A 23,981-nucleotide genomic window follows, 5' to 3' on the forward strand; every position below is an offset into this window, starting at 1 on the left:
GGGGGGCGCCATCGTTAGCGGAGGGAGACATCAGTCCGGGCAGCATCACCTCGGACGCACAAGCTCAAGCAAACTCTGTGCCGGGTTTTTTAGGGTGGAGCAGGCGCCTGGCGCCCGGGTCTTGCACGCTGCTCAGGCATTTAAGGCAGAGGCCACACCGTCAAGGTGCGGGTGCGTCCCCAGTTTGGGGCGCCGTAGCCGCGCGCTCATGGAACGTGAACAGACGATATACGCGTTTGTTCTGTTGTATTTGCAGGTCACGGAATTTATTGGAATTAGTTTATGCACCTAAACTCACGTGAACCTGGGCGCTAGAACCCTTTTCTAGTCTTCTTCAGACCCGTGACACCCGTAACCATGGATGCCCCGTTGGCCCGCTCCCCAGACGATCAAAAACTCTACAAACAGGCGTGGATCGGGCTTGGCCTGTTTCTGGGCTTTGCTTTGGGTCTGGGTGTCTTTCAGCTGTACGTCAACTACATCCGCATCACCGAAGACGAGCACAGCCGCCTGCAAACCCAGGCACGTGTGGTGGCCGACACGCTGGCGCGCCAGTTTGACGGGGCGAACAATGCCTTGGCCAGCGTGCGCTACGACCTGGTTTCAGGCGACATGCCGGGCGCTGTGGGCGCGCGGGGCTATGCGCCGTCCCGCCTCAAGGCGCTGACGGACGCCATGCCGGGGGTGCGCGGCATTGCCGTGCTCAATGCCGCGGGCACGATGGCCATTACCGACCGCAGCGAGCTGCGCGGCAAGAACTTCAGCGAGCGCCCGTACTTCGCGGTTCCGAAAAAAGACCCCGACTACAGCCGGCTGTACGTGAGCCCGCCGTTCAAGTCTGTCGGCGGCGTCTACTCCATCAGCCTGACCAAAGCCATGCAAGGCGTCAATGGCAAGTTTGCCGGCGTGGTCACCGCCAGCCTTGACCCTGAGTATTTTGAAATTCTGGCGAAGTCGGTGCTATATGCGCCGGATATGCAGGTGGGTGTCGTGCACGCCTCGGCGCGCCTGTTTGTCGATGCGCGGCATGATGCGTCTTTGTTGGGGCGCGACTTGAGCGCTGCCACATCGCTGTTCAGCCGGCACCTGGCGAGTGGCCGGGAGGAGTCGACCTTCGAGGGCAAATCGATGGTCACGGGAGATGACCGTTTGATGGTGCTGCATACGGTGGAACCCGTCGCGCTGCGCATGGACTCGCCTTTGGTGGTGCAGGTCAGCCGCAAGCCCTCTGCCATCTACGCGGCCTGGCACGACGACGTGGTGTTGTACGCGGTACTGTTCGCGGTGCTGGCGGCGGGCAGCACGGCGGCGCTCTATTTTGCGCAACAGAGGTCGTTGACGGCCAACCGGGGCGCCCAAGAGCGCGGGCGGCTGGAGCGAGAGAACGCCTTGCGCTTCGAGTTCGGCCTGAGGAGTGCGGCCTTGGGACTGTGGGACCGGCGTACGGACGTGAACGCTTTCACCGTCAATGCGCGCGAGCTCGAAATTCTGGGTTATGCCCAGGGGGAAATTGAAGTCACCGCCGAGAACTGGCGCAAGCTGGTACACCCCGATGATTTGAAGTCCGTCTACGATGGCTTTTTTGAACATCTGAAAATCAGTGCCGAGCCCTACCGCGTGGTGCACCGCATGTTGCACAAAGAGGGGCGGCTGGTGTGGGTGTTGGCGCACGTGATGGTGGTGGAGCGCGACGCCCACGGGCAGGCGGTGCGCGTGCTGGGCACGCACATGGACATAACCGAGCGGGTGCAGATGGACGCCACGCTGCGCGACTCGGAACAGCGTCTGGCCCTGGCCATGAAGACCGGACGCATGGGCCTGATCGACTGGCATGTGCCCAGCGGCAAAGTGCTGTTCAACGCTCGTGCCTATGAAATCCTGGGCTTGGACCCAGAGGGTGAGGCGCTGAGCTTCCCCGAGTGGGTATCGCTGCGCCATCCCGACGATGTGGACCGTGCAGAAGTCTTGTTGCAAGGCATGCTGAGTGGCGCACTTTCCACCGCTGACATCGAGTACCGCGTGCGCCACGCCGATGGTTACTACCTATGGGTGCACCTGCGGGCTGAAACCATTGAGCGTGGAACGCAGAACGAGCCGCTGCGCATCATGGCCACGTTCAGAAACGTCAGCGCGCGCAAGGCGGCCGAGTTTGAACTCAAGCGCGTCAACGAACAACTGGAGCGCCTGACCGTGACCGATGGCCTGACCGGCGTGGGCAATCGGCGCCTGTTTGACCAGACCCTGCAGCAGGAATGGCAGCGCTGTGCGCGGCAGGGCTTGCCGCTGGGTTTGTTGATGGTCGACATCGACCACTTCAAAAAATACAACGACACCTATGGTCACCAAGGCGGCGACAGTGCGCTGGCCGCTGTGGCCGAAATCCTGAAGAAGCGCGTGCAGCGTTCGGGCGACCTGGTGGCGCGTTACGGCGGCGAAGAGTTTGCGCTGTTGCTGCCCGCCAGCGATATGGTTGCTGCGACAGCCGTGGCACGGCGTTGCCTGGCGGCCGTGCAGGAGGCCACCATCCCGCACAAGGCGTCACCGGTGTCGCCCTGGGTCTCGCTCAGCATCGGGGTGGCCAGTGTGGTGCCCGATGCCAGCCAACCCCCAAGCGATTTGTTGAAGACCGCCGACGCCGCGCTGTACGAGGCCAAGCGCCTGGGGCGCAACCGTTACGAGCCTTCAGGTTCCGAGTCCAACTGAGCGTGGTTTGGCGCGTGGTGGCGGCGTTCAGCCGTCCGCCCTGCAGCCAATGTCGCACTAAGGCGTATGCCTATTCGACCCGGCCCTAAACTCCGCGCATGTTCCATCACCATACCGCCTGCGCCCGTGTTGCGCCGAGCAGCCTCGTCGGCTGCCCGGTTGCTGCTGGATGCACGGCTGGCCTGCGCTGTTTTGGTCAGCACATGGTGATGCGAAACCGCGCCGCACTTCTCTAAGCCCGGCACCCGACCCTCTCTCTTTCATCGCTCACCCACGGTTGCCGGGCGACACCCGGGCCTCACGCTCCCCGCTCATCTTGTGCAGGGGGCAAACCGTTGGAGTGCTTCATGGATAACTCGTTTTTTGACCGCACCCTCACCGCGCTCGACCACGCGCGCTTGCAGGGTATTCTTTCGCGTGATCAAGCTCTGCCGCCTGCTGGCGCCCGCGCCTTGGCTGAGCTGCTCGATGCCGCTGAAATCGTGCCCTCAGAGGCGTTGCCAAGCGACGTCGCCACCATGCGTTCCCAGGTGCGCCTATGCGATGCCCAGACGGGTGAAGACTTTGAGGTGCTGTTGCGCTACCCCAATGGCGAGGTTTCCGAAGACACCGGTGGCTTGGGGGCTAACGTGAATGTGTTGACCCCCATCGGCTTGGCTCTGCTCGGCAGCAAAGTAGGGGATGACCTGGTGTGGTTGGGCGCTGGCGGTGCGCCCACGCGTGCAAAGTTCAAGGCCATGGTTTACCAGCCTGAGGCCGCAGGGGATTGGCTGGATTGATGCCGTGTGTTGCTTGGTGTGTCGCCACTAGGCACGCTTGCGCGGGGCGGCCGGCTTCTTGCGCCCCGAACCGCTGAGCTTGCCGCCGCCGGACTCCTTGTTCACGGTGGCCCAGGCCCGGCTGGCCGCCTCGTCTGCGGGCAGGCCGCGTTCCTCGTAGCTTTTTTCAATGTGGCGGGCTTGCCGCTTCTGTTTGTCGGTGTAGGCCGACTTGTCGCCGCGTGGCATGGCGTTCTCCTGTGCTGTGGATGGGTTCACCTTAAATCGCCCGCGCCTGGTGGGCCGTAGGCCTGCGCCGCATGCTTTTGTGCGCATGAATTGACGGGCTTTTGGGGTGCATATCCGGCCGTTACAAATTGCCGTGTCGCTCAAAAATCTGGGCAATCGCTTTTGATTGGCTCCCGTTTCGGCGGGCAGGAAGCAGACATGAACCTCAGCACACTGACCACTCTCCGCAGCACTGCGCTCTCCACCAGTGCCACCAGCAACCAGACCACGGCCCAAACCACCGAAAAGGTCTATCCCACACCCGCAAGCCTGAAAAAGGTCGATACGCGGCTGCAAAGCCAGCTCGACACCACCAGCGCCAATCTTTCCGCGCTGGGCAAATACAAGGCGTCGATTGCCGAGACCCAGCGCACCGCGCAAGGCCTCACCACCTTGACCAGTACGTCGACCAGCGACGAGGTGGCCAAGGCCGTCGCGAGCTTTTCGGCCAGCTTCAATGCCATGCTGGCGGTGACGAAGACCGCCGCATCGCAGTCCAGCGGTGTGGGCAATCTCAGCCGCAGCATGACGCGCGCCATGACCGCCGACTTCTCGAAGATCGACGACTTGCGCGCCATGGGCTTCACCAAAGCCGCCGACGGGAGCCTGTCGCTCGACATGGCCAAGTTTGAAGCCGCCTACAAAGAATCACCATCCAAGGCCCAAGCGGTGTTGAGCAAACTCGGCCAACTGGTCGACAAGGCCGCCACCAAGGAACTCGGTGCCGACAGCCGCACCAGCGCCACGGTCGACGCCCTGACCAGCCGCAGCGCCGCCATCAAGCTGCAGCAAAGCGCGTTGATCAAGCTGTCGCAGCAGATGGGCAGCATGTCGCAGACCAGCACCGGGCTGTCGGCGTACTACAACATGGCAGGCGTTTAAGCCGCCATTGGCTGTGCTGCCTCAGGGCAGCATCTTCTGCAGTGCCCGAATCTTTTGCCATAAAACGGCTTTGGGGATTTGCATCTCCATGGCCGCCATGCAGCGCTCGAGGCGGCCTTCGCGCGTGGCCAACGCATTGATGGCTTTTGCCAAATCCTGCATCACGTTGTCGCCATAGGCTTGCCCGGCCTTGGTCAGGGCCTGCGTGAACAGTGCGCGTTTGGGGGCCATCATGGCCAAGTCGATCAGGTCGCGGCTGAACACGCCGTCGTCACGCCAACGGTCCGAATTCGCCAGCAGCTTGCTGGTCGCCATGTCGAGCGGCGTGAGGGTGGCGACGTCACAGACCACGTCTTCGTGCGTAGGCTCGGCGAGCTTCACGCGGGCTTCCAACACGATCTCAAATTTGATCTCAAAGCCTTCGACCTCCAGCATGGTGCGAATGCCATATTGGTCAGCGCGCACCTCGCGGACTTGCCTCAACTCAGCCCCCTGGCGCACTACGGCAATGATCCCGTCCGCTCCCGTGAGCAGTTGCCGCAAGCTGCGGTATCCCGCAACGTCAGACACCAGAAAGTCGATATCCACGGATTCTCGGTACTCTCCATAGCGCAGCGCGATGACAGTGCCCCCGGCGAACAGGCAATGGTTATCGCGTAGCAGAGCTGCGTCTAGCGCTTGAAGGGCTTGCGCAATACGTTGGTGATGTGGGCGTTCAAACATTGCGGTGTGCTTCGCCAAGCGCCAAGCGCAGTGCGTCGACCAGGTCGCGCTCTGCGGGCGTCATGGCCGTGGTGTCCAGATGGCGCCAGTTGCGTTCGTAAATGCCAAGAGCCTCGATCGGGGTAAGCGTGTCGGTGCCGTGCACTTGCCAGGCCAGCTGTTTGAGTTGCGGGTAGTCGGCCAAAGGCACGCGGGCGGGAATCCAGTTTTGCCGATCGGGTGCCGGGGCAGGCACAGCTGAGATGGCTTGGTGAATCTCTTCGATTTCCATCTGCAAACCCAGTGCTGCCAACACATTGAGGTAGGCCCCTATCGTGACCGAAGCAGATCCGCTCTCGATCCGGTGCAAGGTCACACGCGAAAGGCCGGCCGCTTCTGCGGTGGTGGTCGCGCTGACCCGTAGGGCTTTTCGATGGGCGCGAATTTTTTCGCCCAGCGTTGCCAAGTGTGTTGTCACCGCTTCAGGATTTATGGGAGTTTGGGCTGGCATAGTGTTTCTCATATTAGTCATTTCTCCAAAAATGTCTAGAACGAGAAACATTTTCTAAAAATCAGCACCGATAAATATTTTTATTAATAGATATGAATTCCAGTAAACTGGAATTTATGGAGATCAACCAACGCATTGCGGCCCAGGTTCGCGCACTGCGCGACCGGCAAGGGCTGTCGCTCGACATGCTGGCTGAGCGCAGCAAGGTCAGCCGGTCCCACATTTCTTTGATCGAACGCGGCGAGAGCAGCCCGACGGCAGCGGTGCTCGACCGGCTGGCGACGGCGCTGGGTGTGGCGCTGGCCTCGTTGTTTGAAGATATGGCAGCCGCCGAGCCCAGCCCAGTGGCGCGTTCTGCCGACCAAGCGACGTGGACAGACCCGGCGTCAGGCTATGTGCGCCGCAACCTCTCACCCAGTGCGGCGGCAGCGCGCTCCGGGTTGCAATTAGTGGAGGTGTTGTTCCCTGCGGGGGCGCGCGTGGCGCTTGACTCTGCGGTGCGCGACAACGAAGTGCACCAGCAAATCTGGCTCATCAAGGGCAGCATGCAGATCACCGTGGGCGACGTGATGTGGCCGCTGGCCGCAGGTGACTGTCTGGCCATGCGGCTCGATCAACCGATCGTCTTCCATAACCCCGGCAAGTCGCCTGCGCGCTACCTGGTGGCGCTGGCCAGTTCGCCTTTTTCCAAGAGAGTTGCATGAGCCAAGACACTTCTTCTTTGCACCTTCGCGTGCGCCAGGTTTCCACCAGCGAAGCCGAAGCGGATGCCACCACCCAGGTCATGGCCTACGCGCTGGCCGATGTATTGCTGGACTGCGTCGCGGGCGGCGCTTCGGTGAGTTTCATGCACCCATTACCGCAGGCCAAGGCGCTGGCGTTCTGGCAAGGTGTGTTGGCTGGTGTGGCGCGTGGCGAGCGGGTGTTATTGGTGGCCGAAGAAAGTCCAGGGCAAGTCGTTGGGACGGTGCAGTTGATCACCGCCCAGCCAGACAACCAGCCGCACCGCGCCGATGTGGCCAAGATGCTGGTGCATCGCCGGGCGCGCCGCAAAGGTGTGGCGCAGCAACTGATGGCAGCGGTGGACCAGGCGGCGAGGGCGGCAGGCAAGACGGTGTTGGTGCTGGACACCGAAACCGGCGGCGACGCCGAGCGTCTGTACCAGCGCGCAGGCTGGCAACGTGTGGGCGATGTGCCCCACTACGCACTGATGCCTGACGGCGCGCCGTGCAGCACCACGTTCTATTTCAAAAGCCTGGCCTGACGAGTTGAGGGCAGCGGGCAAGCCCGCCCCTCGCAGAGCTCGCAAACCTCAAGGCGACCAGGGAAAGATTTTTTTCCAGTCGTTCTTCATGTCCACCACCGTCCAGCCCTTGGCAGCGGCTTCGTCCAGTCCCTTGTCGAGCTTGCCGATGTGTGACTTGCGGTCATACGCCCATTCGCGGTCGGCATCGGTGTGGTGCACGTAGAGTGCGAAGCGTGCGCCGCTGCCTGCGGTCGTCAATTGCAACATTTGCAGGTCCCCGTCCGAATTGCCAAATGCGGCGATGGGGCGGCGGCCGATGTGGCGTTGAATGCCCACCGGCTTGCCTTCCTTGTCGTCGTTCAACACCAGGGTGGGCAGCTTGACGAGCACCGGCACGTTGCCACGCATTTCAAATTTCAACCCGCCTGAGGAGCCCACCACTTGCTCGGGCGGAATGCCATAAATGCGCTCTGCCCAGGGGCGCATGAATTCAATCCCGCCGCCCGAGACGATGAAGGTCTTGAAACCGTTGTCGCGCAGGTAGGCCATGAGTTCCAGCATCGGCTGGTACACCATTTCGGTGAACGGTTTGCCAGTCTTGGGATGCCTGGCGTTGACGACCCAGTCGTTGACCACCTGTTCGAATTCGTCGGTGGTCATACCTGCATGGGTCGTGGCCACGATTTGCAGCAGGCCTTTTTCTCCAGACGCGGCCAAGCCTTTCATGTCGCCCTTGAGCACCGAGGCAAACGGTTCCTTGGTCTTCCATTCCGGGTGCTTGGGCGCCAATGCCTTGATGCGGTCGATGGCGAAGAACAATTGGAAGTAGGCCGGTTGTTCAGCCCATAGCGTGCCATCGTTGTCGAACGTGGCAATGCGCTCGGGCACCGGCACAAAGTCGGCCGAGCCTTGTGTGGTGACCTTCTCGACAAACGCGACGATGGCTTTTTTGGGGCCGGTGTCGTTCCACGAGGGCAAGGGATCGGCAGCAAACGCTGCCGTGGTGGTGATGGTGGCCAGGAAAGCGGTGGCCGCCGCAAGTAGGAAACGCTTCATCTTCACTCCTTCATCGAACAGGTCAGCCGCCGATGGTGGATAAAAAAGGCGCCGCCTTCGCAGACGGCGCCCTTGGTTTGTGGGCGTTAGTTGCCTGACGCCGCTTTTCTCATTTGCTCTTCAACCTTGGTCAGATTGAAAGAGCCGGGTGTCTGGCTTGGCGGATAGTCCTTCATGGTCTGCAAGAACTTCGCGGCCAAACCTTGCATCGGGATCAGAATGAACACGCGGTCCAGGAACCAGTCGTTGTAGGTGTTGGAGTTGTGCTGCGCTTTCTCGAACGGGTCGCGGCGCAGGTTGAACAGCAAGGGCGTGCGCAACTCAGTGAATGGCTCGCGCCACACGCCGAAGGCTTGGCCACGGTTTTCCAGGAACACCGCTTTCCAGTCGTCGTAGCGGGCCGCGACGATCTGGCCGTCGTCGTTCACGTACCAGAACTCATGGCGCGGCGACTCCTTGGCCTTGCCGGTCAGGTAGTCGAGCTGGTTGTAGCCGTCGATGTAGTTCTTGTAGGGGCGGCCATTCAGCGTGACGCCCTTGAGCAGTTTCTCCTTGATGTCCGGTGCACCGGCAATGGCGGCAAACGTGGGCAACCAGTCTTCATGCGACACGATGCCGTTGAGCGTCACGCCTGCGGGGAACTGGCCCGGCCAGCGCACAAAAGCGGGTACGCGGTAGGCACCTTCCCAGTTGGAGTTTTTCTCGCTGCGGAAGGGCGTGGTGCCAGCATCTGGCCAGGTGTTGTAGTGCGGGCCGTTGTCGGTGGAGTACTGCACGATGGTGTCGTTGGCAACGCCCAAGTCATCGAGCAGCTTGAGCAAGTCGCCCACCAGCATGTCGTGCCCCACCATACCGTCGCTGTACTCGTCTTGACCGGAGATGCCCCTGTCTTCTGGCTTGACGTGGGTGCGGAAGTGCATGCGCGTGGCGTTCCACCACACAAAGAAGGGCTTGCCTTCCTTGACTTGGCGGGTGATGAAGTCCTTGGCGGCGGCCTCGGTTTCTTCATCCACCGTCTCCATGCGCTTCTTGGTCAGCGGGCCGGTGTTCTCAATCGTCTGGCCACCCTTGCCGTCGGCCTTGGACTTGAGCACGCCGCGAGGACCATACTGCTCGAAGAAGGTCTTGCCGCTGGCCAGCTTCATGTCGCGTGGATAGTCGCGGTTCTCGGGTTCTTCTTCGGCGTTCAAGTGGTAGAGACTGCCCATGAACTCGTCGAACCCATGCATGGTGGGCAGGTGTTCGTCGCGGTCGCCCTGGTGGTTCTTGCCGAACTGGCCGGTGGCATAGCCTTGGCTTTTCAGCACAGTGGCCATGGTCACATCCGTCTTTTGCCAACCTTCCTTGGCGCCGGGCATACCCACCTTGGTCATGCCCGAGCGCACGGGTACGCTACCGCTGATGAAGGCCGCACGGCCAGCGGTACAAGACTGCTGCGCGTAGTAGTCGGTGAAGGCAATACCTTCCTTGGCAATGCGGTCGATGTTGGGCGTCTTGTAGCCCATCATGCCGCGGTTGTTGTGGCTGATGTTCCAGGTGCCGATGTCGTCACCCCAGATCACCAGGATGTTGGGTTTTTTGGCGGGAGCCTGGGCCTGCGCAGGTGCAATGGCACCAAGCAGGGCAGCACATGGAATTAACAGATTGAAGACAAGGCTTCGAAGGCGAGATTTCGGCTGCATGGCATTTCCTTCTCTTTCTGAAAAGCAGGGACTAGAACGAATGGACTTACGGACTGACGATCACGCCGGCATCAAAGCTTGGCTTTGTGCCCGCTGGCGGGTGGTGCATTTCTTCTGCATCACGTGAACTTGCTGTTTCCAGCTGTGGTTGGCGCTTGGCCTGAACGTCCAACCCATCAGCACTACCTTGCGCAGTGTCTTCCTGGCATCCAACAAGAGGGTAGGGTCGGATGCCCATGTCTTAACGGCCCTGTCAAAAGTCTTGCAACAGTCTTTTGACTGGATGCGACTATAGGCATTTCTGAAAAGAAATGGGAGACATTCTTGATTCGTCATCTCATCGACAGCACCGGTGGTTCTGCACCCTGGCTTCTTGCGCTGAAGGCGCTGCTACTGGGTCAAGCGGAGCTGACTGTACGTCGCACCCTTGCATTGCCGTGTTGTGCAAGCGCCGCAAACGGCGGGTAAATTGTGACAAGGGCCCCAAATACTGTCAGAGCTGACAGTCCGCAGAATCACACGATTTGAGTACGCCAGAAGCCGCAAATGAGTCGGCAATCAGGCAGCAAAAATGATACAAATAGGGAGACGATGAGAGCACCCATTTGGCGAGTTCGCACATGCGCGACGGGCCAACCAAAGACCAAAAAGGAGATTGCGCGTGGCGATTGAAAAAACGTTGTTGGAGCAGTTCAACATCAATGAGATAGAGATCAACCGCCGCCTAGAGCTGCTAGACCTGACGCAGCGCGAGCTGGATCTGCTGGCCGCGCAGCAACCGGTGATCGAGCGCAACCTGGACTACATCGTCTCCAAGTTTTACGAGCAGCAAACCTCGTTCGATGAAATCGCCTTGCTGATTGGCGATGCCGATACCTTGTCGCGCTTGCGCGCAGCGCAAACCCGTTATGTGCAAGAACTGTTTTCGGGCGACTACGGCAGCAACTACGTGAATGGGCGCTTGCGCATTGGCCTGGTGCATAAACGCATTGGAGTTGAGCCCAAATTGTTTCTGTCAGCCGCATGCACGTTGAAGTATTTGCTGGCTGACGTGCTGGCGCGCGAAATCGATGACCGCGCCCACTTGCTGGCCGTGCTGCGGGCACTCGACAAACTCATGAATTTCGACAATGCGCTGGTGTTTGACACCTACATCGGCACCTTGCTCAGTGCGATGGAGAGCGCGAAGAAGCGCATTGAAACCTACGCCCGAGCGCTGGAGCAAAAGTCGAAAATCCTCAGCACGCATGCAGAGCGCGACCCGCTGACCGAGCTGTACAACAAGCGCGGGATGATGATGGCCTTGACGCGAGAGCTGAACGCAGCGGTGCGGCGCAAAAGCCACTTGTCGCTGGTCTACATGGACGTCAACAAATTCAAGTTCATCAACGACACCTTTGGCCACGCCAAGGGCGATGAAGTGCTGCAAGCCCTGGGTGAAGCGATTGCCAAGAGCTGCCGCAGCACTGACTTTCCGTGCCGCGTGGGCGGCGACGAATTTTGTGTGATCCTGCCCGAAGCCGACGGGGTGGTGGCCCGTGTGGTGGCCGACAAAATCGCCGCGGCTTTCACCGCTGTGTTCCCCGAGTTTTCTATCAGCTCGGGCGTGGCGCAAACCGGTAAAGACGAATTCGTCAACGAGAAAGAGCTACTGGAGATGGCCGATCAAGCCATGTACAAGGCCAAGCAGAAGAGCCGAACGACGCCCTGACGCGCACTCTAGGCCGCGCCTTCAAACAGCATCACGTCCACCCAGTCGCCTGCCGCCACCGGGCCCTGGTCGTGTGGCAAAACAATCAAGCCGTTGGCCAGCACCATGGAGCTGAGCAGCCCCGAACCTTGGTGGCCGGTGGTGCGCACTTGCAGCGTGCCATCAGGCGCGGAGTCGACCACGCCGCGCTGGTATTCGGTGCGGCCAGGAGCCTTGCGTATCGCTTGTGTGGTGCGTGCCTTCAGGCGTGGAGCTGGTGTTTCGGTGCTGCCCATCATGCGCAAAAGAGCCGGGCGCACAAAGGCGATAAAGCTCACCATCACTGCCACCGGATTGCCCGGTAGGCCGAACAAAACAGCGCCACCCGCGCCGGTGCCAGAGCGTTCGGTGAAAGTCTTGTTGCTATGTTTTTCGAAGCTGCTTGCGCTTGCTGAATATGCGGTAGAGGCCGATTTGGCTTGAGCGCCGTGGATGCGGCCGACCGCCATGGGCCGGCCTGGGCGCATGGCCACGCGCCAGAACGCCACGTCACCGAGCTTTTGCATGGTGGCGCGGGTGTGGTCGGCCTCGCCCACACTCACGCCGCCGCTGGTGATGACCACGTCCGCCTGTTGCGCGGCTTGGCGAAACGCGGCTTCCAGTGCGGCCGGTTCGTCGCCCACGGCGCCGAGGTCGATCAGCTCCACGCCCAGGCGTGTGAGCAGGCCAAACAGGCTGAAGCGGTTGCTGTCAAAGACCGCGCCTTCGCGTGGCGGCTGGCCGGGCGCCAGGATTTCATCGCCCGTAGAAAAGTAAGCGACGCGCAGCTTGCGGTACACGCGCACGGTGGGCAGGCCCAAGCTGGCGAGCAGGCCCAGCGCGGCCGGGCTGATGCGTGTGCCCTGGGCCAGGGCCACGCCGCCCAGCGGCAGGTCTTCGCCACAGCGGCGGCGGTTGGCACCGGCGCGCACGGCGTTGGCGGCAAAGCTGATGTGGCCGTCGGCCGTGGTCTGCACCAGCTCTTGCGGCACCACGGTGTCCAGCCCTGCCGGCATGACGGCGCCGGTGGTGATCTTCACGCATGCACCGGCCGCGACTTCGCCACGCCAGGCCGCGCCCGCAAGCGCGGTGCCCGCGATGTGCAGGCGGTGTGAGTTCTCGACCGGAGTGGGGCTAAGGTTGGCCGAGGCGAACGCATAACCGTCCATGGCGGCGTTGTCGTGCGGCGGCACATTGACCGGCGAGACGATGTCTTGCGCCACCACACGGCCCAGCGCTGCGAGCAGTGGCACCACTTGTGTGGCGCTGACCGGGTGTACCCAGCGAGCCAGAAAGGCGGTGACCAGGTCCGCATGTTGGTCGTCTGCGTTGTAGTCGGGCAGGCTGGCGGCAATGTCTTCGATGCTGAAATGGGGAGGCGTGGTCATGACGCGACGAGCGTTTCAAGCACCCGCAGTTCGGCCACCGTATTGGCGTTGCTGAAGGCGTGCGGGTGGTCGTGGGGTTGGTTGAAGGCGGCTTGGCTGCACAGGTGCTGCGCCGTCCACGCGCGCACTTTGCGCCCGCCGGTGGCCAGGTAGTGGGCCAGGCTAGGGGCCAGGCTTTTGTGCAGCAGGCAGAACACGGGTTGCGCCTGCAAGGCTGGTGCACCCGAGGCGATTTCGGCCGGTGTGGCGGGCGCCCAGGCCATGGCCAGGTTGGCGCCGTCGCGCAGCACAGCTTCGCTCAATCGATCGGCCAGGTCACCGGGGAAGAGGGGGGTGTCGCACGGCACGGTCAGCAGCCAGGGCGTGGCGCAGTGCTGCAGGCCGGCCAGAAATCCAGCGAGTGGGCCGGCGTAATCGTCGGCGCCGTCGTTGGGCGCGCGTGGCGCATCGGTCCACACCGGCGCGCCCCACGTGGCGTAGACGTCGAGGTGGCGGCGTGCGTTCACGGCCACACAGCCCACTTGGGGCAACAGCCGGTCCAGCGCCATTTGCGCCAGCGGCTGGCCGTGAAACAGTTGCAGACCTTTGTCGAGCCCGCCCATGCGACTGCCTTGGCCGCCTGCGAGCACCATGCCGGTGATGTCTTGGCGCGAGATCATCTTCTTGGGGATGTGTTTGAACTAAGCGACATCAGCCACCGATGTAGCTCATTTCAACCCTACGCGGTTGGTCGGCAGCGGGAGAGTTGTCGGCAGGCTGGCTCGCACGCAATTCTGAGTAACGGTCGGCGCGCCCTTGCCAGATGGCGGCGATGGCGTTGGCCAACGTGGCGTCGGTGCTGGCCTCGCTGCGCAGCAAACCGCGCAGGTCGTAGCCCTGGCTGGCGAACAGGCACAGGTACATCTGGCCTTCGGTCGAGATGCGCGCGCGGTTGCAGTCGTGGCAGAAAGCCTGGGTCACGCTGCTGATCACGCCGACTTCGCCCAGCGCCGGATCGTGCTGGCCAGCGGCATTGGCATAGCCCCAGCGTTGCGCGGTTTCGCCCACGCTGGCGGCGTCCAGCGGCACCAGCGGCAGTTCTTCGCGCAGGCGAGCGATGACCTCGGCCGACGGCAAAACATGGTCCATGCGCCAGCCGTTGGTGCTGCCCACGTCCATGTATTCAATGAAACGCAGCACCACGCCCGTGCCACGGAAATGGCGCGCCATGGGCAAAATCTCGTGGTCGTTGGTGCCGCGTTGCACCACCATGTTGACCTTTACCGGGCCCAGGCCGGCGGCCTGCGCGGCTTCAATGCCGGTCAACACATCGCGCACGGCAAAGTCCACGTCGTTCATTTTGCGGAACACGGTGTCGTCCAGGCCGTCCAGGCTCACGGTCACGCGCTGCAGGCCGGCGTCTTTCAGTGCTTGCGCCTTGCGGGCCAGCAGCGAGCCGTTGGTGGTCAGCGTCAAATCGAGTGCGTTGCCTTCGGGCGTGCGCAGCGCGGCCAGTTGGGCCACCAGTTGTTCGAGGTTCTTGCGCAGCAAGGGCTCGCCGCCGGTGAGGCGGATCTTGCGCACGCCTTGCGCCACAAACTGGCGCGCCAGGCGGGTGATCTCTTCAAAGCTCAGCAGCGCGCTGTGTGGCAGGTAGGCATAGTCTTTGTGGAAGACTTCCTTGGGCATGCAGTAGCTGCAGCGGAAGTTGCAGCGGTCGGTGACGCTGATGCGCAGGTCGCGCAAGGGGCGGCCCATTTGGTCGCGCAGCACGCCATCCGCGGGGGCGGCGGGCGCTGCAGCGGTTTGTTGCCAGAGCGGCGGCAGGCTTTGCGCGCGGCGCTGGTCCACGACGGGGATCACACGGGTAGACATCAGGCCGCTATTGTCCACTGCTCTGAATACCTTTGGGTATGTGGGTATGCCTACGCCAAGCCTCTATGCAAAAAGGGCCGCCAGGGCCCTTTTGATTTACGCGTGCAGCTATAAAGTTTGAAGCGCTTCAGGCCGTGGCTGCAAACATCTCCGAGACATGCACCGCACGCCCTTCGCGTGCCGCGCGGTCCACGGCCAGCGTGACGGCCAGGGTCATCATGCCGTCGCGGCCCGACACCACGGGCTCGGCCTCGCGCCGCGCCACGGCGATGAAGTTCTCCAACTGGTTGACGTAAGCGCTGGAGCGCGGCGTTTGCAGGCCACGGCGCACGGTGCGGTCGCGCCAGTCGCCGTCGGCCGTTTCGTAACCCCACAGGTGCATCATCGGCAGCGCCAGCGTGGCTTTGCGGCCCCCAATGTAGTAGCAGTTTTCGGGCTCGTGGTGAAAGTACAGCGCCTGGCCCGAGGTCACGTCGTAGGTGAAGGGTGAGGGCACCACGTCGCTCATCAAGAATGTGCCCACGGCGCCGCTGGCAAACTGGAAGATGATGGCGGCCGTGTCTTCCACCTCGAAGCCGCGCGCCTTGTTGGAGGCGATGGCCTGCACGCTGTCGATCTCGCCGCACATGGTGCGCAGGCAGTCGATTTCGTGGATCAGGTTGATCAGCATCGGCCCGCCGCCGGGCTTGCGGCGCCATTCGGCGTCGAAATAGTGGTCTTGTTTCTTCACCAACCACATGCCGTTGACGGCGGTGATGTCGCCCAGCTCGCCGGCTTCAATGGCGCGTTTGGCCTCGCGGATGTCGGGGCTGTGGCGGCGGTGGTGGCCTACCAGCATAGGCACGTTGGCGGCCTCGGCGGCTTGCACCAATTGCAATGAGGCGGCCACGCTTTCGGCAATCGGCTTTTCCATCAACATCGGCAGCTTGCGCGCCACGCAGGCCAGGCCGGCCTCCACGTGCAAGGCGTTGGGCAGGGCGACGATGACGGCGTCGAGCTGCTCTTTTTCAAGCATGTCGCGGTACTGCTCGTACAGCGGCACGCCGATCGAAGCGGCATAGGCCTTGGCTTCGGGCGATGGATCGGCGATGGCGGTGAGCACCGTGCCGGGGTGCTTGAGCACCAATGCGGCGTGTTCGCGGCCGATCAGGCCGGCGCCCATCAGGCCAATACGGAGCGCGTTCTGCGGGGGATTTTTGGTGGCGGGTGTATTCATTTGGCCGCAGCGTCGAATTTGCGGCGCAAGGCGTCCAGTGCCAGGATGTAGCCATCGGCGCCCAGGCCGGCGATCACGGCGTCGGCGGTCTTCGACACCAGCGAGTTGTGATAAATCGCTTCGCGGCGGTGGATGTTCGACAAGTGCACTTCAAGCTTGATGCCGTCGAAGGCCTTCAGCGAATCGAGCAGCGCAATCGACGTGAACGAAAAACCCGCCGGGTTGATGATGATGGCTTGCGCCTTCTTGCGTGCCTCGTGCACGCTGTTGATGATCTCGCCTTCGATGTTCGACTGGCGGAAGTCGATGGTGAAGCCGTGTTCCTTGCCGCGTGCGATGCAGTTCTGTTCGATCATGGCCAGGGTTTCATGGCCGTAGATGTGGGGCTCCCGCTCGCCCAGCAGGTTGAGGTTGGGGCCGTTGAGGATGAAGACGGTCTGCGTCATGTCGTGTGTCTTTTTAGTGTTGTGCCAGGATCTGGCCGAGGAACGTCTTGGTGCGCTGGTGCTGCGGGTTGCCGAAGAATTCGGCCGGTGCGGCCTCTTCGACGATTTCGCCTTCGGCCATGAAGATCACGCGGTCGGCCACGGCTTTGGCAAAGCCCATTTCGTGGGTCACGCAAATCATGGTCACGCCGGTCTCTGCCAGGCTGATCATGGTGTCCAGCACTTCTTTCACCATCTCGGGGTCGAGCGCCGAAGTGGGCTCGTCGAACAGCATGATCTTCGGGTCCATACACAGCGCGCGCGCAATCGCCACACGTTGCTGCTGGCCGCCCGAGAGCTGCGCCGGGTGTTTGCCGGCCTGGTCGGCTACACGCACACGCTGCAGGTGTTTCATGGCAGCGGCGCGGGCTTGTTCCTTGTTCATCTTGCCGGTTTTCACCGGGGCGAGCATGCAGTTCTCTAGCACCGTCAGGTGCGGAAACAGGTTGAACTGCTGGAACACCATGCCCACTTCCTGGCGCACCTTGTCGATGTCTTTGCCATGGCCGGCGCTGACGTCCACGCCGTCCACAATGATCTTGCCTTCCTGGCAGCTTTCAAGATGGTTGATGCAGCGCACCAGTGTCGATTTGCCCGAGCCCGAAGGCCCACACAACACGATGCGCTGACCGGCTTGTACCTCGAAGTTGATGTTCTTCAACGCGTGGTACGCGCCGTACCATTTCTGCACGCCCGCCATGCGGATGATGGGCGCGGACTGACTGGTGCTGTGTGAGTTCATCTCTAGACTCTTCTGATTACTGCGGGCTTGAGGCGCAACGAAAATTAGCTTGGTGTCGGCGCGCCCCCAGGCGGGGGCGCCGTGGAACCGGCTTTGCCGGGCCACAGGCGTCGCCCCCTGCAAAGGGGTGGGCGCGACACGCAGTGCGCAACCTGGGGGTGAGCCAAATTACTGGACGGTGAAAGGTACGCCGGGCAACTCGGTCACGAGTTCTGGCAGGTCTTGCAGCGTCCACTTCTTGCTGATGGCGTTGAGCTCACCGCTGGCCTTGATCTCGTCGATGATCTGGTTCAGGCGGGCGTTCAAATCTTTCTGGCCGGGGCGCATGGCCACACCCATGTATTGGCGGTTGATCACCACTTTTTGCTCGAAGGTGCTGTCGGGCATGGCCTTCTTGATGTTCAGCAAATAGGTGTTGTTGCCACCGATCACGTCCACTTGGCCGGCCAGCAGGGCTTGCACCACCGCGGCGTCGTCGTCAAAGCGCTGGATGGTGGCGCCGGCGGGGGCGGCCTGGGTGATGGCGGTGTCTTGTGCGGCTGCACGCGTCACGCCCACTTTGCGGCCGGCGAGGTCTTCCAGCTTGGTGATGTTGTCACCCTTCTTGGCGATCACGATGATGCTGAGCGCAGCGTAGGGCTTGGTGAATTGCACCACCTTGGCCCGGTCGGGGTACATGCCCATGGTGGCGGCCAGCACGTCGACCTTGCCGGTCATCACCTGGGCGATACGTGCGGCCACATTCATCGACACCAGTTCGACCTTCACGCCCAGCTTCTTGCCGATGAGCTCGGCCACATCGACGTCGTAGCCGACGTTTTTGCCAGAGGCATCGACAAAGCCCCACGGTGGCAACTCGGACAAAACACCGACGCGGATGGAGCCGCGTTTCTTGATGTCGTCCAGCGTGTCGGCGTGTGCCGACAACACGGGGGCCAGGGCCAGGATCGCAGCACCGATGCCGACGACCGCACGGCGGTTGAGCTTGAAGGTCATGTTTGTCTCCATGAGGTGGTGAGGGAACAGGATGGACGGCAGAATCAGCGAACGCTGCCCGCCAGCCGTTTTTCAAGGCGCCGGCCACACACCGAAAGTGGCCAGCACAACAGGAAATAGATGCCACCGACGATGCTGTAGACCAGCAGTGGCTTGTAGGTGAGGTTGGAGACGATGGAGCCGGTGCGTGCCAGTTCGGTAAAGCCCACGATGGCGGCAAGCGACGTGCCCTTGAGCAACTGCACCGAGAATCCCACGGTGGCCGGCAACGCCACCTTGAAGGCCTGCGGCAGGATCACGCTTGTCATGCGCGGCCACCAGTGGATGCCCAGGGCCTTGGCGGCTTCGGTTTGCCCGCCCGGAATCGACTCGATGCCGCCGCGCCAGATCTCGCCCAGGAAGGCGCTGGCGTGGAAGGTCAGACCCACCGCCACGGCGGCCCAGGGGTTGAGCGGGATGTCGAGTAGCGCAATGCCGTAATAGACCACGAACAACTGCATCAGCAGCGGCGTGCCGCGAAACACTTCAATGAATGCCCAGGCCATGCGGCGGATGATGGCTTGCGGTGCCGTGCGCGCCAGCGCGACTACCAGGCCGCCGATGGCGCCGCCGGCGAAGCCGATGATGGTGAGCAAAAGCGTCCACTGCAGACCCTGCATGAACAGGGCGAAATGGGACCAGGTGAGGGTGGTACTCATGTGCGCAAAAAGTTCTTAGCGGGTGGGGTAGGTCAGCGTGGTGCGGTAGACCACGTTGGAAATGGCCGAGAGCAAGATCGACATCACCAGGTACAGCGCAGCCACGGTGAAATACACCTCGAAGCTGCGGAAGGTGGTGGCTTCAATCTGCGCGGCCACGTGCGTCAACTCGTTGGCCGTGATGCTGGAGGCAATGCTCGAGGTCAACATCAGGAAGATGAACTGGCTGGTCAGCGACGGGTAGATGGCGCGCAAGGCCGGCTTCAGGATGATGTAGCGAAACACCTGGAAGCGGCTGAGCCCGAGCACAAAGCCGGCTTCAAACTGGCCCTTGTGGATCGACTCCAGTCCGCCACGGATGATCTCGATGGAATAGGCGCAGCCATTGATGGTCAGTGCCACGATGGCCGCGACGTTGGGCGACAGCTTGATGCCCAGTGTGGGCAGACCGAAGAACAAGATGTAGATCTGCACCAGAAACGGCGTATTGCGCACCGCTTCGACAAAGATCTTGATCGGCAGCGCGGCCCAAGAGTTGGGGCGCGACTGCAGCAGCATGGCCGGACCAATGGCCAGCACCAGCGAGAACACAATCGCCACGGCGGAGATCTGCAGCGTCAGCAAGCAGCCGACGAAGAGCTCCCACGCGTTGCTGGTGATGGCGGTGTAGTCGAACTTGTAGTTCATGGCGGCGTTTTAGTAAATGGCCCGAACCAGCGCATCTACGGTGCGGCATGGCTTTTCGTGGGAGATACCGCGGAGCCGGCTTTGCCGGGCCGCTGGTGTCGCCCCCTGCAAGGGGGGTGGCGTAGCGACACGCCGTGCGCGAAGACTGGGGGTGTTCATCTCAATACGTCGCTCTGCCGCCGGAGGCGTCGAACGTGGCGCCGGTGGTGAAGGAGCATTCCTCAGACGCCATCCACACCGCCATGGCCGCGATCTCGGCCACCGTGCCGGCACGGCCCATGGGGATCTTTGCCAGGTTCTCGGCGCGTTTGCTGGTGGGCATCTGGTCGAGCAGGGCGCTCTCGATCATGGCCGGCGCGATGCAGTTGATGCGCACGTTGGTCTGCGACAGCTCTTTGCCCATCGACTTGGTGAGCGCGATCACCGCCGCTTTGGAAGCCGAGTAGGCCGACTGCCCGGCATTGCCCTCTTTGCCGGCAATCGAAGCCAGGTTGACGACGCGCCCATAGCCCTGCGCCGCCATGCCGCCCACCACCACACGGCTGCACAGGAAGGTGCCGGTGAGGTTGATGGCCATGACCTTGAGCCAGGCGTCGAGCGGAAAGTCTTGCACCGGCAGCGTGGGGCCGGTGATGCCAGCGGAGTTGACCAGCACGTCGATGCGGCCGAACTGCGCCAGTGTGTCGGCATAGGCGCGGGCCACGGCGGCTTCGTCGGTGATGTCGACTTGCAGTTGGGTGATGTTGGGGTTGGATGGTGCGGCGGCACTTGGGGCTGCGTTGTCCCATGTGCAAACCTTGGCGCCGCTGGCCAGTGCGCGTTGTGCAATGGCTTGGCCAATGCCACCGGCGCCGCCGGTGATCACGACGGTACGGCCGTCGAGGTCGATCTTGTTCACTCTTGTCTTCTCCACTTGCTGTTCACGGCGCCTATGGCTGCCGTGAGGGCTGTTGTTGCTTTGCGCGCTGTGCTGTCACATGCCGCGCCGAACGCTGACCGAATGCTGACGGTCGCCGTTTTTATTTTTCGTGAGTATAGAGAGGAATTTGAAAAAATGGAAAAGATTTCCAAAATGGAAAGAATTTCTTGTAAATTGCGATTCGTACTGCATCCTGCATGCAGAGCGTCTTCACGTTCACGAACATTGGAAAATGCCGTCATGAGCACACTCGAACGATCTTTCGGCCTCCTTGAATACCTTGCGACCCGACCCGCTGGCGCCAACCTGGCTGTCATCGCCAAAGACTTGGCCTTGCCGTTGAGCGCCACCCACCGCCTGCTCACCGAACTGGGGCGCATTGGTTACGTGCGCCAGTCGCGCGACCACGGCACCTACGCACTCACCACCAAACTGGCAGCCATGGGGCTGAGCTTTTTAAGCAACTCGGGCATCGTCGACATTGCCCAGCCATTGATCGACCGCGTGGCCGACATTGCGGGCGAGTTGGCGCGCCTGGCCATCGTTGATGGCGACCGGCTGACCTTTGTGGCGAAGGCGCAGGGCGCGCGTTTTGGTTTGCGTTACGACCCGGACACGGGCATTGATGTGTGCCTGTCGTGCAGCGCCGCCGGGCACGCATGGTTGATGACGTTGACCGATGAACAGGCGATTGAAATCGTGGCGCGTGCCGGTTTTGGCGACCCCAAGGTCTATGGCCGCAATGCGCCCACCACCATCAAGGCGCTGACGAAAATTTTGCAAGCTACGCGCAAGCGCGGCTTTAGCATGATCACCGAGATGTATGCGCCGGGCATGGCCTCCATGGGCGCGCCGGTGCAGTTGCCGGGCGAGCCGGCGATTGGGGTGCTGACCCTGGCCGGGCCGATGATCCGCATGACCGAAGAGCGCATGCTGGCGCTAGGGCCCGACCTGGTGGCCACGGCGCGCGAGTTGGCAGTGGCGAGTGCCGCGTCGCCGATGTTCTCACGTGCGGCGCTGCGTCAAGCGGCTTGAGTTCTCTCTGTCTAAACCGCTTGAAGCTGCGTTAAAAAGCGGGTTTGGGGGCGGCGTTTGGGGCGGCTTTATCGCCAACCGCTCAAGAAGCTTCTTGCATCAACGCAATCAGGTCGACGTGTTTGTTTTCGGTGGCCAGATCAAGCGCTGTTTTGCCATCGTTGTCTTTGAGGTTCTTGTTCGCTCCTGCAATCAATAAGCGACGCACTGTTTCGTAGTGCCCCGCCGCTGAGGCCAGCATCAGTGCGGTGCGGCCATTGCTGTAACGCGCGTCGGGGTTGACCCCTTGGGCGAGCAGGGCGGTCACTTTGTCGGCCTGGCCGGCACTGGCAGCGAGTGCAATGGGCGCCGTGTCTGCGGCTTGTGCGGTGGCCATCAACGAAGAAGCGCAAGCCAGGCTCAGGGCAGTGCGCAGAATCAGCTTTTTCACGGTGACGTCCTTGAGGAAAAGGGGTGGAAGTTGCGGCGGAAGAGGGGACGGAGACGATTCAATTTACGCCTTCTCCAGCGTTTGGTTGTTGAAGCAAAAGATGTACCAATAAGCTGTTGAGATGCACGTTGTTGTTGCACCAAATTTGTGTGGATCAAGGCTTTCAGCATGGCTCGCTATTTGCTTAGAGCCCTTTCTGTTTGTCTTTTCAACACACTTCTTCACAATGTCTCAACATACCTTCTGGGCGGCGCGCCGCCGCGTTCTGCAATTCTCTTCTTCTGTCGTGGCCTGCGCCGTTTTGGTGGCGTGCGGAGGTGGCGATAGTGGCGTGACGCTCAAGGCAGACCGCAAGCCTTTCCCTCTGGTGGAAGCCACGGTGGCCGGTTTTCACGCGGCCATGCGCAATGGTGATGTGTCGTGCCGGGACGTGGTGGAAGGTTACCTTGCGCGCATTGCCGCGTATGACGCAGAAGCCAGTGCCGCCTACCCCAACAGCCCGGCGCTGCACAGTGTGATCACCGTCAACGCGAATGCCTTGGCGCGTGCCGATGAATTGGATCGCAGCTTCTTTTCGACTGGCATCATGTCCGGCCCCATGCACTGCGTGACGGTGCTGGCCAAAGATAACTACGACACCTACGACATGAAGACCACGGCGGGCTCGCTGGTGTTGCAAAACAACCAGCCGCCAGACGATGCCTACACCGTGAAGAAGATTCGTGACGCCGGAGGCATCATCATCGGCAAGGCCAACATGGACGAGTTTGCGTTTGGCTACCGGCAGCTCTTCGGTAGGCGGCAAGACCAAGAACGCCTATGTGCCAGCGAACAGTGCGGGCGGATCGTCGTCCGGCACGGGCACGTCGATCGCCGCCAGCCTGGCGATGGTGGGCTTGGGCACCGACACCGGTGGTTCGGTGCGAGTGCCGTCGGCCGTGGAAGGTTTGTATGGCCTGCGCCCCACGCTGCGCCTGGTAAGCCAGGACGGCATTGTGCCGCTGGCCCACGGCCAGGACACGGGCGGCCCACTGTGCCGTTCGATCGCCGATTGCGCGTTGACCATGGACTCGATGGCTGGCTTCGACTCTGCCAAGACCAGCGGCCAACGTACCGCGAAGGCTTGGGACGCACCGTTGGTCGCCACAGCAGCGGCTTACGACACCATGACCTCGCGCCCCGCCAGCTACACCACGGCCTTGTCAGCTGATGGCTTGAAGGGCGCACGCATCGGCGTGGTGCGCTCGATGTTCCCCACCGCCACCACGGCCAACCAGTTGTTCATCGACACGCTGAACGGGGCGCTCGACAAAATGCGCGCCGCGGGCGCCACGGTGGAAGACGTGGAGATCACCGATCGCAGCACCATCCTCACGGCGTATGCCAGCTTGTCGAGCTACGAATTCCGTGACGATTTGACGCTCTACCTCAGCAGTTGGGCCTCCACGGCCGACGGCCACCCACGCACCACTGAAGAGGTAGCTGCCAAGATGGTCACGCTGGAGCCTACCCGCTCGGCCAACTTTGCCACTTACGTGACCTTGGGCACCAACAAAGAGTCCAACCCGATCTACCAAAACAACCTGAAGCCGCGCGACGAATATGTGATCCCACGCGTGCAAGCCGCGCTGGACAACAAGGACTTTGCCACCGGCGCCGCCAAAGGCACGGCTTACGACGTGTTGGTCTACCCGGTGCTGCAAGGCTTCAACAGCACCAGCGTCAATTCGGGCAGCAACAACCGCCTGAGCCCGTTCACGGGCTTTCCCGCGCTGGCGTTCCCTGCCGGATTTGTGAAGGCGACCACGGCCTCGTCGTCGGTAGAACCCGTCACGTTTGAAATGATTGGTCGCGCCTTTGCCGAGCCAACGCTGTTCCGCCTGGGTTATGGCTGGCAGACCGTGGCAGGTGCACGAGTGCCCAGCCCATTGGCGCCTGAGCTGACGAAGTAAGCGGTTCAAGCCAATAAAAAGG

Annotated in this window: 24 protein-coding genes and 1 pseudogene; 8 read left to right on the forward strand and 17 right to left on the reverse strand. The window is 61.9% G+C overall.

Annotated elements, in window-relative coordinates:
• Positions 1-357 precede the first annotated feature (357 nt).
• Together ACPWMG_RS12170 and ACPWMG_RS12175 are read left to right on the forward strand one after the other, a co-directional pair.
• The gene (locus ACPWMG_RS12170) at positions 358-2,703 is read left to right on the forward strand and encodes a diguanylate cyclase domain-containing protein (RefSeq protein WP_483304900.1); all 2,346 of its coding nucleotides are present in this window, start codon (positions 358-360) and stop codon (positions 2,701-2,703) included.
• A 347-nt stretch (positions 2,704-3,050) separates the two neighbouring features.
• The gene (locus ACPWMG_RS12175) at positions 3,051-3,482 is read left to right on the forward strand and encodes a GreA/GreB family elongation factor (RefSeq protein WP_483304901.1); all 432 of its coding nucleotides are present in this window, start codon (positions 3,051-3,053) and stop codon (positions 3,480-3,482) included.
• 27 nt (positions 3,483-3,509) lie between these two features.
• Here the strand turns inward: ACPWMG_RS12175 and ACPWMG_RS12180 are convergent, their stop codons facing one another.
• Complete coding sequence (locus ACPWMG_RS12180; protein WP_483304902.1) at positions 3,510-3,710, reverse strand: hypothetical protein; 201 nt, start codon at positions 3,708-3,710, stop codon at positions 3,510-3,512.
• Positions 3,711-3,908: 198 nt separating this feature from the next.
• Here ACPWMG_RS12180 and ACPWMG_RS12185 point away from each other — a divergent pair, with 198 nt between their 5' ends.
• Entirely contained in the window at positions 3,909-4,631 is a 723-nt protein-coding gene (locus tag ACPWMG_RS12185; protein WP_483304903.1) for a hypothetical protein, read from the forward strand.
• Positions 4,632-4,652: 21 nt separating this feature from the next.
• On the opposite strand, the gene ACPWMG_RS12190 is transcribed toward ACPWMG_RS12185, so the two are convergent.
• Together ACPWMG_RS12190 and ACPWMG_RS12195 are read right to left on the reverse strand one after the other, a co-directional pair.
• Positions 4,653-5,354 carry a nucleotidyl transferase AbiEii/AbiGii toxin family protein gene (locus ACPWMG_RS12190; RefSeq protein WP_483304904.1) on the reverse strand — a complete coding sequence of 234 codons (702 nt, stop codon included), beginning with the start codon at positions 5,352-5,354 and terminating at the stop codon, positions 4,653-4,655.
• Positions 5,347-5,844, reverse strand: a complete 498-nt coding sequence (locus ACPWMG_RS12195; RefSeq protein ID WP_483304905.1) for a helix-turn-helix domain-containing protein — start codon at positions 5,842-5,844, stop codon at positions 5,347-5,349. The genes ACPWMG_RS12190 and ACPWMG_RS12195 overlap by 8 nt, the downstream gene beginning before the upstream one ends.
• A 116-nt stretch (positions 5,845-5,960) precedes the next feature.
• Between ACPWMG_RS12195 and ACPWMG_RS12200 the strand changes: the two genes are divergently transcribed.
• Both ACPWMG_RS12200 and ACPWMG_RS12205 read left to right on the forward strand, forming a co-directional pair.
• On the forward strand, positions 5,961-6,548 hold the full coding sequence (locus ACPWMG_RS12200; protein WP_483305237.1) for a helix-turn-helix domain-containing protein: 588 nt from the start codon (positions 5,961-5,963) through the stop codon (positions 6,546-6,548).
• 80 nt (positions 6,549-6,628) lie between these two features.
• Positions 6,629-7,108, forward strand: a complete 480-nt coding sequence (locus ACPWMG_RS12205) for a GNAT family N-acetyltransferase (protein WP_483305238.1) — start codon at positions 6,629-6,631, stop codon at positions 7,106-7,108.
• 48 nt (positions 7,109-7,156) lie between these two features.
• On the opposite strand, the gene ACPWMG_RS12210 is transcribed toward ACPWMG_RS12205, so the two are convergent.
• Together ACPWMG_RS12210 and ACPWMG_RS12215 are read right to left on the reverse strand one after the other, a co-directional pair.
• Entirely contained in the window at positions 7,157-8,146 is a 990-nt protein-coding gene (locus ACPWMG_RS12210; protein WP_483304906.1) for an HAD family hydrolase, read from the reverse strand.
• Between the two features lie 86 nt (positions 8,147-8,232).
• Positions 8,233-9,828, reverse strand: coding sequence for an arylsulfatase (locus tag ACPWMG_RS12215; RefSeq protein ID WP_483304907.1), 1,596 nt, complete (start codon positions 9,826-9,828; stop codon positions 8,233-8,235).
• Between the two features lie 661 nt (positions 9,829-10,489).
• Here ACPWMG_RS12215 and ACPWMG_RS12220 point away from each other — a divergent pair.
• Positions 10,490-11,539 (forward strand): diguanylate cyclase, encoded by a 1,050-nt coding sequence (locus ACPWMG_RS12220; RefSeq protein ID WP_483304908.1) that lies wholly within the window; start codon positions 10,490-10,492, stop codon positions 11,537-11,539.
• Between the two features lie 8 nt (positions 11,540-11,547).
• Here ACPWMG_RS12220 and moeA read toward each other — a convergent pair whose 3' ends face one another.
• The 11 genes from moeA to ACPWMG_RS12275 all read right to left on the reverse strand — a co-directional run bounded on the left by moeA (position 11,548) and on the right by ACPWMG_RS12275 (position 20,784).
• Positions 11,548-12,945, reverse strand: a complete 1,398-nt coding sequence (gene moeA, locus ACPWMG_RS12225) for a molybdopterin molybdotransferase MoeA (protein WP_483304909.1) — start codon at positions 12,943-12,945, stop codon at positions 11,548-11,550.
• Positions 12,942-13,604 (reverse strand): molybdenum cofactor guanylyltransferase MobA, encoded by a 663-nt coding sequence (gene mobA / locus ACPWMG_RS12230; protein WP_483304910.1) that lies wholly within the window; start codon positions 13,602-13,604, stop codon positions 12,942-12,944. Before mobA ends, moeA begins: the two co-directional genes overlap by 4 nt.
• Before the next feature lie 31 nt (positions 13,605-13,635).
• Positions 13,636-14,799, reverse strand: coding sequence for a GTP 3',8-cyclase MoaA (gene moaA / locus ACPWMG_RS12235; protein ID WP_483304911.1), 1,164 nt, complete (start codon positions 14,797-14,799; stop codon positions 13,636-13,638).
• 127 nt (positions 14,800-14,926) lie between these two features.
• Positions 14,927-16,015 (reverse strand): Gfo/Idh/MocA family protein, encoded by a 1,089-nt coding sequence (locus tag ACPWMG_RS12240; RefSeq protein WP_483304912.1) that lies wholly within the window; start codon positions 16,013-16,015, stop codon positions 14,927-14,929.
• Entirely contained in the window at positions 16,012-16,461 is a 450-nt protein-coding gene (locus ACPWMG_RS12245; RefSeq protein ID WP_483304913.1) for a type II 3-dehydroquinate dehydratase, read from the reverse strand. The genes ACPWMG_RS12240 and ACPWMG_RS12245 overlap by 4 nt, the downstream gene beginning before the upstream one ends.
• 13 nt (positions 16,462-16,474) lie before the next feature.
• Positions 16,475-17,242 (reverse strand): amino acid ABC transporter ATP-binding protein, encoded by a 768-nt coding sequence (locus ACPWMG_RS12250; protein WP_483304914.1) that lies wholly within the window; start codon positions 17,240-17,242, stop codon positions 16,475-16,477.
• A gap of 168 nt (positions 17,243-17,410) precedes the next feature.
• On the reverse strand, positions 17,411-18,238 hold the full coding sequence (locus tag ACPWMG_RS12255; protein ID WP_483304915.1) for a transporter substrate-binding domain-containing protein: 828 nt from the start codon (positions 18,236-18,238) through the stop codon (positions 17,411-17,413).
• 44 nt (positions 18,239-18,282) lie between these two features.
• Positions 18,283-18,936 (reverse strand): amino acid ABC transporter permease, encoded by a 654-nt coding sequence (locus ACPWMG_RS12260; protein ID WP_483304916.1) that lies wholly within the window; start codon positions 18,934-18,936, stop codon positions 18,283-18,285.
• A 15-nt stretch (positions 18,937-18,951) separates the two neighbouring features.
• On the reverse strand, positions 18,952-19,623 hold the full coding sequence (locus ACPWMG_RS12265) for an amino acid ABC transporter permease (RefSeq protein WP_483304917.1): 672 nt from the start codon (positions 19,621-19,623) through the stop codon (positions 18,952-18,954).
• 160 nt (positions 19,624-19,783) lie between these two features.
• Positions 19,784-20,521: an SDR family NAD(P)-dependent oxidoreductase gene (locus ACPWMG_RS12270; protein WP_483304918.1), complete on the reverse strand. Its 738-nt coding sequence runs from the start codon at positions 20,519-20,521 to the stop codon at positions 19,784-19,786.
• Positions 20,518-20,784 carry a hypothetical protein gene (locus ACPWMG_RS12275; RefSeq protein ID WP_483304919.1) on the reverse strand — a complete coding sequence of 89 codons (267 nt, stop codon included), beginning with the start codon at positions 20,782-20,784 and terminating at the stop codon, positions 20,518-20,520. The genes ACPWMG_RS12270 and ACPWMG_RS12275 overlap by 4 nt, the downstream gene beginning before the upstream one ends.
• Here ACPWMG_RS12275 and ACPWMG_RS12280 point away from each other — a divergent pair.
• Positions 20,783-21,577: an IclR family transcriptional regulator gene (locus ACPWMG_RS12280; protein WP_483304920.1), complete on the forward strand. Its 795-nt coding sequence runs from the start codon at positions 20,783-20,785 to the stop codon at positions 21,575-21,577. The two genes, ACPWMG_RS12275 and ACPWMG_RS12280, sit on opposite strands and share 2 nt — an antisense overlap.
• An 82-nt stretch (positions 21,578-21,659) precedes the next feature.
• On the opposite strand, the gene ACPWMG_RS12285 is transcribed toward ACPWMG_RS12280, so the two are convergent.
• Positions 21,660-22,007, reverse strand: coding sequence for an ankyrin repeat domain-containing protein (locus tag ACPWMG_RS12285; RefSeq protein WP_483304921.1), 348 nt, complete (start codon positions 22,005-22,007; stop codon positions 21,660-21,662).
• Positions 22,008-22,407: 400 nt separating this feature from the next.
• Between ACPWMG_RS12285 and ACPWMG_RS12290 the strand changes: the two are divergent.
• Positions 22,408-23,959: pseudogene (locus ACPWMG_RS12290) on the forward strand (amidase).
• Positions 23,960-23,981 lie beyond the last annotated feature (22 nt).

Source organism: Hydrophilobacter chitinilyticus, from assembly GCF_049860745.1.
Classification (GTDB): domain Bacteria; phylum Pseudomonadota; class Gammaproteobacteria; order Burkholderiales; family Burkholderiaceae_C; genus Rhodoferax_B.